The organism is Paeniglutamicibacter gangotriensis Lz1y (assembly GCF_000348945.1).
In the GTDB taxonomy this organism is placed as follows: Bacteria; Actinomycetota; Actinomycetes; order Actinomycetales; family Micrococcaceae; genus Paeniglutamicibacter; species Paeniglutamicibacter gangotriensis.
The window spans coordinates 170,511-183,957 of record NZ_AOCK01000004.1 but is presented as its reverse complement, the minus strand read 5'-3'; the positions used below and the strand labels follow the sequence as shown (position 1 = coordinate 183,957).

At 63.5% G+C, this 13,447-nt stretch carries 12 protein-coding genes and 1 pseudogene; 4 read left to right on the top strand and 9 right to left on the bottom strand.

What is annotated here, in order from left to right; translation table 11 throughout:
• Nucleotides 1–134 precede the first annotated feature (134 nt).
• The gene (locus tag ADIAG_RS08235; protein WP_007270888.1) at nt 135–563 is read left to right on the top strand and encodes a hypothetical protein; all 429 of its coding nucleotides are present in this window, start codon (nt 135–137) and stop codon (nt 561–563) included.
• On the opposite strand, the gene ADIAG_RS08230 is transcribed toward ADIAG_RS08235, so the two are convergent.
• From ADIAG_RS08230 to ADIAG_RS08195, 8 genes and pseudogenes are all read right to left on the bottom strand, one after another.
• Nucleotides 544–2,208 (bottom strand): ATP-binding cassette domain-containing protein, encoded by a 1,665-nt coding sequence (locus ADIAG_RS08230; RefSeq protein ID WP_007270887.1) that lies wholly within the window; start codon nt 2,206–2,208, stop codon nt 544–546. The genes ADIAG_RS08235 and ADIAG_RS08230 overlap by 20 nt on opposite strands.
• 227 nt (nt 2,209–2,435) lie before the next feature.
• Complete coding sequence (locus ADIAG_RS08225) at nt 2,436–3,035, bottom strand: Rossmann-fold NAD(P)-binding domain-containing protein (RefSeq protein WP_007270886.1); 600 nt, start codon at nt 3,033–3,035, stop codon at nt 2,436–2,438.
• 32 nt (nt 3,036–3,067) lie between these two features.
• Nucleotides 3,068–3,427, bottom strand: a pseudogene (locus ADIAG_RS22115) (GNAT family N-acetyltransferase); the annotation flags it as partial.
• 43 nt (nt 3,428–3,470) lie between these two features.
• On the bottom strand, nt 3,471–4,166 hold the full coding sequence (locus ADIAG_RS08215; protein WP_007270883.1) for a tyrosine-protein phosphatase: 696 nt from the start codon (nt 4,164–4,166) through the stop codon (nt 3,471–3,473).
• Nucleotides 4,163–4,432: a hypothetical protein gene (locus ADIAG_RS08210; protein ID WP_007270882.1), complete on the bottom strand. Its 270-nt coding sequence runs from the start codon at nt 4,430–4,432 to the stop codon at nt 4,163–4,165. The genes ADIAG_RS08215 and ADIAG_RS08210 overlap by 4 nt, the downstream gene beginning before the upstream one ends.
• A gap of 177 nt (nt 4,433–4,609) precedes the next feature.
• Nucleotides 4,610–5,482: a 3-hydroxyacyl-CoA dehydrogenase family protein gene (locus ADIAG_RS08205; RefSeq protein WP_007270881.1), complete on the bottom strand. Its 873-nt coding sequence runs from the start codon at nt 5,480–5,482 to the stop codon at nt 4,610–4,612.
• Between the two features lie 2 nt (nt 5,483–5,484).
• Nucleotides 5,485–6,267, bottom strand: coding sequence for an enoyl-CoA hydratase/isomerase family protein (locus ADIAG_RS08200; protein ID WP_007270880.1), 783 nt, complete (start codon nt 6,265–6,267; stop codon nt 5,485–5,487).
• Nucleotides 6,268–6,269: 2 nt separating this feature from the next.
• A complete protein-coding gene (locus tag ADIAG_RS08195; RefSeq protein ID WP_007270879.1) occupies nt 6,270–7,493 on the bottom strand; it encodes a thiolase family protein in 1,224 nt (407 codons plus the stop codon).
• 344 nt (nt 7,494–7,837) lie between these two features.
• On the opposite strand from ADIAG_RS08195, the gene ADIAG_RS08190 reads away from it, so the two are divergent.
• Nucleotides 7,838–9,247 (top strand): MFS transporter, encoded by a 1,410-nt coding sequence (locus ADIAG_RS08190; RefSeq protein WP_007270878.1) that lies wholly within the window; start codon nt 7,838–7,840, stop codon nt 9,245–9,247.
• A gap of 155 nt (nt 9,248–9,402) precedes the next feature.
• Here the strand turns inward: ADIAG_RS08190 and ADIAG_RS08185 are convergent, their stop codons facing one another.
• Nucleotides 9,403–10,854 carry an amino acid permease gene (locus tag ADIAG_RS08185; RefSeq protein WP_007270877.1) on the bottom strand — a complete coding sequence of 484 codons (1,452 nt, stop codon included), beginning with the start codon at nt 10,852–10,854 and terminating at the stop codon, nt 9,403–9,405.
• 401 nt (nt 10,855–11,255) lie between these two features.
• Here ADIAG_RS08185 and ADIAG_RS08180 point away from each other — a divergent pair, with 401 nt between their 5' ends.
• A complete protein-coding gene (locus ADIAG_RS08180) occupies nt 11,256–12,221 on the top strand; it encodes a 1,4-dihydroxy-2-naphthoyl-CoA synthase (RefSeq protein ID WP_268744239.1) in 966 nt (321 codons plus the stop codon).
• A gap of 21 nt (nt 12,222–12,242) precedes the next feature.
• Entirely contained in the window at nt 12,243–13,370 is a 1,128-nt protein-coding gene (locus ADIAG_RS08175) for an AMP-binding protein (RefSeq protein ID WP_007270875.1), read from the top strand.
• Nucleotides 13,371–13,447 lie beyond the last annotated feature (77 nt).

Genomic DNA, 13,447 nt, shown 5'->3' with positions numbered 1-13,447 from the left:
TGAGCCATCAAAATCACTTGGGTCGCGCATACGATACAAACACATTCACACCTTAGGCATGAGAATGCGGCCACGTGGCCACAGCTGGCCATCATTTTCGGTACCTTGAGCAATTCCTAGAAAGGACATTCAAGTTGCGTACCGCATACAAGGTTGTTGCTCACATCATCGCTGCCGCTGTCGTGATTCAGGCGGCCCTGATCGCTTGGTCGATGTTCGGGTTGATCCCCGGTTTGGAAAACGGAACGGTCCCTGGCGAGCCTCCGATGACCGCCATGTTGCACGGCATGATCGGGATGTACGTCGTTCCGGTCCTCGTGCTGGTGCTGGTGGTCATCGCTTTGCTGGCCCACGCCGGCTTGAAGTGGGCCTTGTGGCTCCTTCTGGCCGTGGCAGTGCAGATCGCGTTCGCCTTCCTCGCCTTCGACGCCGCCTGGGTCGGGGCACTTCACGGGATTAATGCCTTCACCATCATCGCGCTGGCCGAGGTCGGTGCCCGGGCGGTTGCCCATGCTCCGGAGCATGTCGCACATGCCAAGAGCGTCATGCGTCCGGCGATGTAACCCTCCGCTGCATATCCCAGACACGATCCGTGGCCAGCGCGGCGAGGAATTCCTCGTCGTGACTGGCCACCACCATGGCACCGCCAAACGACTCCAGTGCGGAGAGCAACTGCTCAACTGTGGCCATGTCCAGGTTGTTCGTCGGTTCGTCCAGCAGCAGGAGCTGAGGTGCGGGGTCGGCCAACAGGATCATCGCCAAGGCAACCCTGAACCGTTCCCCGCCCGATAACTGTGACACCGGTTCATCAACCCGGCCCCCACGGAAGTGGAACGCTGCCAACTTCTCCCGCAAGTTCCCCGGTTCCAGGCCCGGCGCCGCGAGGCGAAGGTTCTCCAACATACTCATTCCGTCGTGGAGACCCGCCCAGCCTTCCGAGCCCTCGTCATCAAGACGCTGGCGCAGAAATCCCGTCGGCACCTTGGCACCGTCCTCGAGCTGGCCCAACAACGTCGATTTTCCAACCCCGTTGGCCCCGGCCAGCCCAATGCGTTCGGGCCCCCGGATTTCAAGCAGTGCGTCCGCATCCATCGGTTGAGCATCTTCGAACACCACCCCACGGAAGATCTCGGCGACCGGGATCTCCACGATGCTGCGCCCGGCCGGCACCCGGGTGTCCGGCAAGTTGATCGCGATGCGCAGGTCCACCGGCACCGCATCACGCGCGGCAGCCAGTTCCGCGGCGGCATCGTCTTCATGCGATTTCATGATGCCGCGGTTCTTGGCAGCTGACACTTCGGCCTTGTTGCGCAGCGCGTTGGCCAAGATCTTGGGCATCGATTCGGCTGCCTTCTTGCCCTGCTTGGAGCGCCTGGCGATCTTGGTCTCCGCCTCGCGTCGCTGGCGGTTTTCGATGGCCAGTTTGCTCCGGGCATCGCTGAGTCGACGGGCGGCACTCTCGCTCTCGTGTCCCAGGGCCTCGGCCCGGGAATCCCAGTCTCCGAAACGCACCAGGTCAAACTTCTCGGCCTTCAGCGCCCGCACATTCACCGGGCGCAGCTCCGCCAGCGAGTCGAGCAGCCGCAGCAGCGTCTTGTCGTGGGTGGATACCACCATGGTTCCGGCATACCGCTGGACCATGTCGTACAGCCGGTGACGAGCGGATCGGTCCAGGTTGTTCGTCGGCTCGTCCAGCAGCATGATGCCTGCCCTGCGGAGTTCTATGCCGGCCAGGCCCACGGCCATGGTTTCGCCGCCCGAAAGCGTAGCCACGGTGCGAGCCAGGAATTCCGGGGTGACCTGCCCCTGCAGGTATCCGTTCAGCAGTGCAGCAGAACGTTCCTCCAGATCCCAGTCGTCCCCGATGGTTTCCATGTCCCGCTCGAGATCCTCGGTGGTGTTGCCCAAGACGCGGTGTAGCGCCGCCATCGTGGCGGAAATACCCATGAGCTCGGCCACGCTGCGGTGGGTATCACGGACGAGGTCTTGTGCCAGGTAGGCCGGTGGTGAGTCCACGTGGATGGCACCCCGAACAGGTGCCAGCTCGCCGGCGATCAATCGCAAGAGTGTGGATTTGCCCGAGCCATTGGGCCCAATCAGCCCGGTGGTTCCGCGCGTGAACGTGGCGGAGAGACCCTCAAAGACGGTGCCGCCATTGGGCCAAGAAAAGCCAAGGCCGTCAACGATGATGGGATTGAGGTGCTGCATGTTTGTACTCGTTTCGACGGTGGATGCGCCGAAACTTCACCATGGCCTCGTTCTACCCCCGGTCACAGGGGTCAGGGCATGGGGGTTTCCTTGGCGCGGTTAGGCGAAGGCGAGAACTACAAGCACGTCTGGTCCGTTCCTAGACAATGGGACGTTCCAATCCTGCGGCCCGCGTATGCCGCCTGTCAAACACCGACACCAAGGCTCATCCGGCTGGGGCTGGCTCCTCAGCCACCGAGGATCCTTCGTTCTTCCGCCGCGGTGAGTCCGGAACGCAGCGAATCCACCTCGAGGCCCTCCCCGGCACTGACGATGTCTTCAAACATCTGCCGCAGGCTCCGCCGGTGCAACCCCAGAGACAGGGCACGGGCATCCGCACGCCGGGCAAACCCTGCAAATCCGTCCTCCTGCGGCAGCAACAGCGGCAACGAGGTGGGACCTGTCCACGGATTCACCGAGTCCGCCGCCATCCGAGAAACTTCATAGTCAACCATCCGTTGCTCGAGGACTGGATATCCGTCGGAGGCTGCCACAGCCGCGGCCGCTTCCCGGGCCAACTTGAGCACGAGCCCGAAGGCATGCACCTCATCCACGGCATTGACGTAACCGTGCTCCCCGGCAAGTCCCGCCTCGAGAATAAAAGCGGAAAGATCGCGCACATCGATGATTTGCACACGGGCTTCCCCCTCGGACACCTTCGGGACGAGAACCGGATCCCGGTGTTCGGCGAAGCGCAACGGCCAGTAGGTGCTGCGTCCGCTCGGGTCCCCGGGACCACCGATCAGCCCCGGGCGCACCACCAGCACCCTCCCGTTGCGGTACCGCATGCTCTCTTCCTCGCACGCGGACTTCGCCCGGTGAGCAGCAGGAGCTTGGCATCGACGTTGGTACCGGTCCCGCGCACCGAGGCCCGATTCCAGGTCGAGCCGATCTCCACCCTGGGCAGCTCTGCGTCGATATCCATATAGGTGGTCATGCCCAACACCACCGAATCGGCCGTGCGCCGGGTGACAAAGGGCAGCATCGATCCGGATGCCTGCAACCCCAGCCGGCGGTCGATCTCCGCGCCCATCTGATCCGGCGACGGCACCGCCGTATATCAAAGTTTCCAGAGGTCCCCATCGCGCACCGCGGCAACCAGTTCATCGTGGTGGGATTTTTCCAGCGGTTCGAGCGTGACCAGCGAACCGGTCAGCGTCACGGGGAGAATCTGTGTCATGTTTTCAGACTACGATGCACCGACTCTCAGGCCCGGGACATGTTCAGGAGAGCCGGTCTTTGATCTGACCCAGCTCCGCGTCGCTGAGCCCGTGCTCCCGCAGGAAGTCATCGACACGTAGCGTTCGAACAAATTCGCCCAGCGCCTCCAACCGCTCACGCAGCGGACCGAGGAGGTCTTGTTCCTCGATGTAGGACTCATGTGGGTGCTTATAGCTGCTGATCCGGTGCCAGTCGTTGATCCCGCGCAGCGCCGCCTCATAGTGGGGTTCAAGCAAATCCTCGCGGTCCACCAATTCGAGCAGCATCGAGACAATCAGCCCGGTGCGGTCACGTCCCGCCGAGCAATGCAGCACGATTTTTCCTTCGGCCGCGGCGATCCGATGGAACACCTCGGCGATGCGTTCGGGGAAAAACGCGAGGTTCTCCGGGTACATCCGCGGGTGGTTCATATACGGCACGGCCAGTGCCTCGAACTCGGGGTGGCCAGGTTCCTCGGTGGGCGAATTGATGATGCTGATCCCGGCCTTGGCCGCCTCATCAACGCTCGGGTCGGTGTGCCGACGCACCCGTTCGTCGGGATTGCGCAGGTCGATGACCGTGCGCACACCATCGGCGTAGGCCTGCTGCCACCCGGTGGTGGTCAACCATTCGCTGCGGCCCATGCGGTAGATCTTCCCCAGCACCTGGCGCGCATTGACAGCGCCTTCCCAGTTCGGCTGGTGCATCGAATCGTTCACGCGGACCACGCTCCACTCTGCTCCCACAAGCCTGCGGAAAACACCGCGGCAAATTCCTCGGCCGTGCCGAAGGCGGCGCAGTCCGCCTCGGAGGCGAACTCCAGCACCACGGTGTGCCGGGCGTCCTGGCCCTGCGGGTATTCCAGTTCCGCCGAGGCAAGCCCGGGAACATCGGGGAAGATGTTGCACAGGTGCTCGATGAAACGGCCCTCGAAGTCCTGTGCCTGTTCGGCCGGCACCTCCATGCTGCTGGTGAAAACATACATCAGTGGCTCTGTTCTCCCCTCGATGGCAAGACCCGTAACGCGGTCTGCGGGCTTGGCCCCACGCTACCGAAGATCACCGACGGTTTCTTGCAACACCGCCGGCAGCAAACAGCACAGCCGGTGCCCTGGGTCGTGGATCGCACACCACGGGGGCACCGGCTGCAGCCAAACGACGGGCTACTTGGAATCGTTCCAGTCGTAGAAGCCCTTGCCGGTCTTGCGGCCCAAGTGGCCATCGGCCACCAGCTCACGCAGGATCTGCGGCGGGGCAAAACGATCGCCGAGGGTCTCGTGCAGGTACTCGGCAATGCCCAGACGCACATCAAGGCCCACGATGTCAGTGGTCTTCAACGGCCCGGTCGGGTGCTTGTAACCCAGCACCATCGCGTTGTCGATGTCCTCGGCGGAGGCGACGCCTTCCTCGACCATCCGCATGGCTTCCAGCGCGATGGCCACACCCAGACGGGAGGAGGCGAAGCCCGGGGCGTCGTTGACGACCACCGCGGTCTTGCCCAGCGCCTTGACCCAGCCGCGGGCCGCCTCGATGACGGAATCGGAGCTTTGCTTGGCGATGACCACCTCGATGAGCGTGGAGGCCGGCACCGGGTTGAAGAAGTGCAGGCCCAGGAAGTTTTCCGGGCGCTGCAGTTCGGCGGCCAGCCCGCTCATCGACAGTGAGGAAGTGTTCGAGGCCAGGATCGCGCCGGAGGCAAGGTGCTCTTCGACGCTCTTGAGCGAGGAGACCTTCAGGTCCCAGATTTCCGGGACGGCCTCGACGACGAGCTCGCGGTCGGCGAAGGCCGCGTAGTTGACCGAAACATCGAATCTGGTGAGCATCTCACCCAGGTTCCCGTCGACCGAGCCACGCTCGATCGACTTGGCGGCTGCGGACTCGACACGTTCGCGGGCGCCCTGTGCGGAAGCCTCGTCGCGCTCGACGACAACCACGTCGCAGCCATTGATCAAGAAGGCGTGGGCGATGCCGGCGCCCATGCGTCCGCCGCCGAGTACGCCGACCTTGGCCGGGAGCGTGTTGGGAAGTGTAGTCATTGTTATTTCTTCCGATCCAAGAAGGCAGCCATGCGGTCAAACTTGGCTTGGGACTCAAACAACATGCCCTGGGCCAGGGTGTCGATGACGGGGTGTGCTTCGCGCGGGGCGTGGAACACGGACTTGGTGATGCGCACGGCCAGCACGTCCTGCTTGCCGATACGGTCAGCCAGCGCGGAGGCGGCTTCCAGCAGATCCCTGCCCTCGACGAGCTCGGTGATGAGCCCGACACGCAGGCAATCATCGCCCTTGAGCACTTTGCCGGCCAGCAGGATTTCCTTAGCGACAGGTTCGCCCACAAGTTCCTTCAGGCGCCAGGTGGCACCTGCGGCGGCCATGATGCCCAGGCCGGTTTCAGGGTTGCCCATGCGCAGTTCGGGGGTGCCGATGCGGAAGTCCGCCGCGTACGCCAGTTCGGCCCCGCCGCCCAACGCGAACCCGTCAAGGGCAGCGATGACGGGCATCGGCAGCTTGGCGATCCGATCGAAGATGCCCGAGTTGATTCCGGCCAGTGCATCGTCGCGGCGGCGCATCCGCAGCTGGGCGATATCGGCACCGGAGGCGAAGATGCCCTTCGTGCCGGTTTCCGGATCCGCGGGGGTGCCGGAGAGCACCATGACCTTCGGTGTGCGTTCCAGGTAGGCACACACCGCGTGTAGTTCGTCGACCATCAATTGGTCGATGGCGTTCCTGACCTCCGGGCGGTCAAGTTGGACATAGAGCCGGTCATCGAACTCGGTGAGCTTCAGGGTCGTGAAACCGGAAGGCTCCAAGCGCTCCGCCATGCCTAGACTCCCTCGATGAGCAGTGCGGCACCTTGGCCGACGCCCACGCACATGGTGGCCAAACCGAGCTTGGACCCGCCGTCCTTGGCCTCGCGTTCCAGACGGCCCAGCAGGGTGATCACGATGCGCGAGCCGGAGGAGCCCAGCGGGTGGCCCAGCGCGATGGCGCCGCCGTCGCGGTTCACGATTTCCGGGTCCAGTCCGAGCTCGCGCATGGAGGCCAGGGACTGCGAGGAGAAGGCCTCGTTCAGTTCCACCGCCGCCAGGTCCTCAATTTTGCGGCCGGAGCGTTCCATGATCTTGCGGGTTGCCGGAACCGGACCCACTCCCATGATTTCCGGTGCTACGCCGGCGGAGGCACCGTCAATGATGCGCGCGCGGGCGGTGAGTCCGTACTTCTTGATGGCTGCCGCGGAGGCCACGATGATGGCAGAGGCGCCGTCGTTGAGCGTGGAAGCGTTGCCGGCGGTGACCACGGAGCCACCGGCCACCACGGGGCGCAACTTGGCCAACACTTCGGCGGTGGTGCCGGGGCGCGGGCCCTCGTCGGTATCAACGATGGTTTCACCCTTGCGGGTTTTCACCGTCACCGGAACGATTTCGTCCTTAAAGTGCCCTGCCTCGATGGCGGCAATGGCTCGTTCGTGCGAGCGCACGGCGAAGGCGTCGCAGTCCTCACGGCTGGTGCCGTAGACGCGGGCGACTTCTTCGGCTGTCTCCGGCATGGAGAAGGTGGCCTTGCCATCGCGGGAGAACTCACCGGAGAGGAACTCGGGGTTCGGGAAGCGCCAGCCGATGGAGGTGTCGTAGCTGGCACCTGGCTTAGCGAAGGCCTTATCGGGCTTTTCCATGACCCAGGGGGCGCGCGACATGGACTCGACGCCGCCAGCAACCACGATATCGGCGGCTCCCGCCTTGATCATGTGGCTGGCCATCGTGATCGCGCTCATGCCCGAGGCGCATAGACGGTTGACGGTGATGCCCGGGACCGTGTCCTCGAAGCCGGCCAGCAGCCAGGCCATGCGGGCGACGTTGCGGTTTTCCTCGCCCGCGCCGTTGGCGTTGCCGAAGATGACTTCGTCGACGTCGGAGGGGTCGATTCCCGCTCGTTCCACCGCCGCGCGGATCGTCAACGCGGCCAGATCGTCGGGGCGCACGCTGCTCAGCGCGCCGCCGTAGCGTCCTACCGGGGTGCGGGCTCCGCCCACCAAGAAAGCCTCAGTCATTACAACTCCTTTGTCATTCGGCGCAGTGGTCCCGCCGGGAAATTCTCCGTGGCAAGAGCCCCTGGTGCGCCGTGTTTTGGCCACGGTTGACGCTCCCGAATGGGATGCAACATAATTACCGACCAATCGTTCACCTACAGAATCGCACCTCGTTGCAAGCGCGGTCAACCTCAAGCGACACACGGGGCTAGATCTTTGACGCAAGGCCAGCTCCGGAGTAGTGTCTTCCACTTGACCAACTCCGGGCCGCCGCCCGGATCGTGGATCGTTACCGCCCAAAGCAGTCATCATGGGCCAGGGCGGACATTCGGTCGACGCAAAGCTGAATGGCAATCGGAGCAGTAATGCAACCGGATAACAGCCAACCCTCCCCCTCAGATGTAACCTCGCCTGTCGATTTCGGCGAAGACATAGGTCCCGACATGTCCACCACAGCGGGACGCAGCGAGATCCGCAAGGCCACGGCGGCCTCGGCCATGGGAAACCTCACAGAGTGGTTCGACTATGGCGTCTATGCCGTGGCCTTGACCTACATCACCGTCCACTTCTTCCCCACCGAGGGTGGGACGCTGATGGCCTTGGCCACCTTCGCGCTCTCGTTCTTGGTCCGCCCCTTGGGCGGACTGGTGTGGGGTCCGCTGGGCGACAAACTCGGCCGCAAGCACATCCTCGCCCTCACCATCTTGATGATGTCGGCCGCAACCTTCCTGATCGGCGTCTTGCCCACCTTTGACCAGGTAGGCGTGCTGGCTCCGATCCTGCTGGTGTTCCTGCGCATGGTGCAGGGCTTCTCCACCGGCGGTGAATACGGCGGTGCGGCGACCTTCATGGCCGAATACGCGCCGGACAAGCGCCGTGGATTCTTTGGTTCGTTCTTGGAATTCGGCACCTTGGGCGGTTTCGCCCTGGGTACCGGAGTCATGCTTGGCTTCCAGCTGGCCTTGAGCGATGACGCGATGATGTCGTGGGGCTGGCGCGTGCCGTTCATGCTCGCGCTGCCCATGGGCCTGATCGGCCTCTACATGCGAAACAAGCTTGAGGACACCCCAGTGTTCCAGGAACTTGAAGAGCGCGGCGAGGTCCAGGAGAAGAGCTCGTTGCGCGAGCTCATTCGCTCCTACTGGCGCCCCATGCTGGTCATGGGTGGCCTGGTAGTGGCCCTGAATATCGTGAACTACACGTTGCTCAGCTACATGCCGACCTACCTCGAGCAACAGCTCGGGCTCGATTCGAAGGCCTCCTTGGTAGTGATCCTCGTCGGCGAGGTTGCCATGATGGCGGTGATCCCGTTTACAGGTTCGCTCTCGGACAGGGTGGGCCGTAAACCCCTGTGGTACGCCTCGCTGGTGGGCTTGTTCGTGCTGGCCCTGCCGATGTTCTGGCTCATGGGCAAGAGTTTCCCGCTGGCCATCTTGGGCTTCGCGGTCTTGGGCCTGTTGTATATCCCGCAGCTGGCCACCATCACCGCGACGTTCCCGGCGATGTTTCCCTCGCACGTACGGTTCGCCGGCTTCGCCATCACCTACAACGTGGCCACCGCGATCTTTGGCGGCACCGCCGCCATCGTCAACCAAGCAGTGATCGAGAAGACCGATTTCTTGCTCTTCCCCGCGGTCTACATGATGCTCGCTTGCATCATCGGTTTCATTGCCACACGGCATATGCCGGAAACCGCCGGCGCTTCGTTGCGTGGAACGGCAGTGCCCGACGCGCATGAAACCGGCATCCTGGTCGATTCCGTCGAGCAGCACTAACAGTCCTGCGTCGTTCCACTGACAGGTTCCGAGAAGTACCGGTAGGCAGTGGGGGCGTCCTGAGACAACAAACGGCGAGTGGGGGTGACCACGGGAACTTCCCGTAGTCACCCCACCCGCCGTTTTTCTTCCCCCTGCGTGTTTAGGCCGGCTGGCTAGGCGTACAGCTCCGAATTCGGCTTGTTGTGGCGGACCTTGCGCCAGCCAATCCACAAGCCAACAGCAATCACCGGGATACAGGCGATGGTATACAAGCCCAGGTGGAAGACCTCGCCATCCTGGCCGGTCATGGTGTCAAAACCAATCAGCACCGTGATGATGGCAAGAGCCGCCAAACCCGCCCAGCTGGTGTACGGAGAACCAGCCATGGGAAGCGCGGAGATCTTGCCCTTCTTCCTGCGCAACATGATCTGGCAGCCAAAGATTGCCGCCCACGTGAAGAGCACACCAATGGATGCGGTGTTCAGGGCAAGGTCAAACGCGTAGGTTCCACCCAACCAGATGTTCAACATGACACCAACAACGTAGACGGCGGCAATGGCCCAAATGGCAGCGTAGGGAACATGGCGCTTGTTCATCTTGGTCAGCCACGCCGGCGCGTGACCGTTGTTGGCCATGGCGCGGAAAATGCGGCCGATGGAGTACAGACCAGAGTTGCAGGAGCTCAGCGCGGCAGTGATGACCACGAAGTTCATCACCCCGCCGATCCAACCCCACCCCAGCTGGTCAAAGACCGTCACAAACGGGCTTTCCCCGGCCTTGAACTGATTCCACGGAAGGAGCATCGCCAGCAGGGTTACCGAACCCACGTAGAAGACCACGATGCGCACCACCACGGCGCGGATGGCTGCGGGAACTTCCTTGACTGGATCTTCCATTTCACCGGCGGTGATGCCAACAAGCTCAATGCCGTTGTAGGCAAAGATCACCGCGTTCAGCACCAAGATGGAGATCAGGACGCCTCGGGGGAACATGCCACCTTCGCTGGCGAACAAATTACCCACCGCCGCGTGACCGTCACCGACCTGGGCGTTGGTTGCCACCAGGTAAATGCCGATCAGCAAGAAGAGCACGATTGCCGCGACTTTGAGGAAGGAAGCCCAGAACTCAAACTCCGCAAAGGCCTTAGCGCTGAAGAGGTTGACAGCCACCAACAAGCCCAGGGCGCAGAGCGCAGCGGCTTCCACCGGAACACCGGGGAAAAAGTAAGTGAAGTACAGGCCGATGGCGATCAGCTCGGCAATCCCGGTCATAACCCAATTCAGCACGTACATCCAACCAGAGACGTAAGCTCCCTTGGATCCAAAAAGTTCCCCCGCGTAGGAAACGAAGGAACCCGAGGAATGGCGGTACATGATCAGCTCGCCCAGCGCCCGCATCAGGAAGTAGGCAATCACCCCGGCGAGTGCGTAGGAGAAGATCAACGCCGGTCCGGTCGAGGCCAGGCGACCACCTGCGCCCATGAACAGGCCCACGCCGATGGCTCCGCCCATGGCGATCATCTGGACGTGGCGCCGGGTCAGGGTCTTTTTGTAGCCTTCGGCGGTCAGCGTTGCGTCCTGGGCGGGCGCATGTTGCTGGTGATCGGTGACGTTGTGGGGTTCCAACGTGTAACTCCTTTGGTGATACTTTCAACCCCGCATGGGTCAACGCGGGGGAAGACACCCGGCCAGACCCGCTTCAGGATGCCCGGGCACATATCCGGTGGGGTGCAAACGGTAAACGTACCGCACTTTTACTCGCTTCATGAAGTCGGAAGTGGCAGAAATCGCCGGATCAAACCGTGATACACGCCACCACAAGAAACACAAGTGTGCTGGTCGGAATCCACTTTGAGGCAGATCACACTCGTCACCAAAAAGCCAGTATGAATTGTTCAACAGTTTGGGACGTGCCGGGGGCCGAGGATCGGCACCGGATGCCGCACGGCCGCCGTGCCCTGGCGACGGAGACGACGCGCGGAGGGTATTTGGCCCGCGGGGCTCGGCAACCGATAGCATTCATGACTGTGAGCACCGTAGATTCCACTTCCCAGTTGCCAGACAAAGTTTCCGACATCTTCGACCCCATGCGTTGGCGCATGGTCGAGGGCTTCGACCTTGAAGACATGACCTACCACCGGCAGGTCGAACGCGATGACAGCGGGCGAATCCTGCGGGACCTGCCGTGCGTGCGCGTTGCCTTCAACCGCCCCGAGGTCCGCAACGCGTTCCGCCCCGGCACGGTGGACGAGCTCTACCGGGTGTTGGACCACGCCCGCATGAGCTCGGATGTGGCCACGGTGCTGCTCACCGGCAACGGCCCCTCCCCCAAGGACGGCGGACATTCCTTCTGTTCCGGAGGCGACCAGCGCATCCGCGGCCGCGACGGTTACCGGTACGCCGAGGGCGAGACCGCCGATTCCATCGACCCGGCCCGCGCCGGGCGCCTGCACATCCTCGAGGTCCAGCGCCTGATGCGCACCATGCCCAAGGTCGTCATTGCCGTGGTCAACGGCTGGGCAGCCGGCGGTGGGCACTCGCTGCACGTGGTCTCGGATTTGAGCATCGCTTCAAAGCAGCACGGCAAGTTCAAGCAGACCGATGCTACCGTCGGTTCCTTCGACGCCGGCTACGGTTCGGCACTGCTGGCCCGCCAGGTTGGACAAAAAAACGCTCGCTCGATTTTCTTCCTGGCCCGCGAGCACTCGGCCGAGGACATGGTGGCCATGGGCGCAGTCAACGAGGCAGTGGACCACGAGCGACTCGAAGACGTCGCACTGGAGTATGCAGCGGATATTGCCAAGCAATCCCCGCAGGCCATTCGCATGCTCAAGTTCGCTTTCAACATGGCCGACGACGGGTTGGCCGGGCAGCAGGTATTCGCCGGTGAAGCTACCCGCATGGGCTACATGACCGATGAGGCCGTCGAAGGCCGGGATGCCTTCTTGGAAAAGCGCGACCCCGACTGGTCCGCCCACCCGTACTACTTCTAAGACCAAGGACCTCAGCCACCTATGAATCCAGACGCCGCCCTCACGGCCCTGTCCGCAGCCCTCAACCAGGACGGGCCCGCGGCGGAATTTCTTCCCGGAGCCACCGCCAACGACTACCGGCTGAACTCCGTGGATCAGGCGGAGCTGGAGGGTCTGGAAGAGATCGCGGCGGTGGTGCGCACCTCGGGGTCCACCGGCACCCCGAAGCGCACCGCTCTGTCGGTCGAGGCCTTGGCCTCCTCCTCCATGGCCACCGCCGAATACCTGGGTTTTGAGGGCCAGTGGCTGTTGGCCCTGCCCCTGCACTACGTCGCGGGGTTGGCGGTGCTGACGCGCAGCCTGTACGCGGGGACCCGCCCCTGGGCCATGGACCTGGAGGCGGGTTTCGACGCGGCAGGCTTTAATGCAGCGGCCTCGGCCCTGACCGATCGCCGCCGCATCGTCTCGCTGGTGCCTACCCAGCTGCAGCGGCTGCTCACCGATCCGAGCGCGGAGACGCTGGCGAGCCTGAAGCGTTTCGACGCGATCCTGCTCGGCGGGGCACGCGCCTCGCATGCGGTACGTGATCAGGCCGCCGCCCATGACCTAAATCTGCATCTGACCTATGGTTCCAGCGAGACCAGTGGCGGGTGCGTCTACGACGCCCGTGCGCTGCCCGGAGTCCACATCAAAACCGTCGAGGGACGCATCTGGCTCGGCGGGAGCACCATCGCCTCCGGCTACCTGGGAAACCCGGAACTGACCGCCCAGCACTTCAGCACCGACGACGCCGGGGTGCGCTGGTACGCGACCGACGATTTAGGCAGCTACGAAGATTCAGTGCTCTCGGTGAGAGGCCGCGCGGACGATGTGATCAACACCGGAGGGGTGAAGGTCTCGGCAGCCGAGGTCCAGCAGGTGTTGGAATCGGTGCCGGGCGTGAGCGCGGCGGCAGTGGTCCCGGTCCCCGATGCGCAATGGGGCCAGCAGGTCGGCGCCGCCTACGTCGGAACCGTCTCCCCCGAGGCCCTCGCCGCGGCGGTGCGCCAGGCGCTCGGTGCCCCGGCGGTCCCGCGCCGTCTGCGCAACCTGCCGGCACTGCCGATGCTGCCCAACGGGAAGACCGATCGTTTGTCGCTGACCGCGCTGCTTGGCGGCGCCGAAGGCTGATCCACCGGTCTCGGTGCCAACACGTGCCCTGTGCCCGGCCCCGGGCGTTCCCGGTAGGTGCTCACCGATTGACGTAA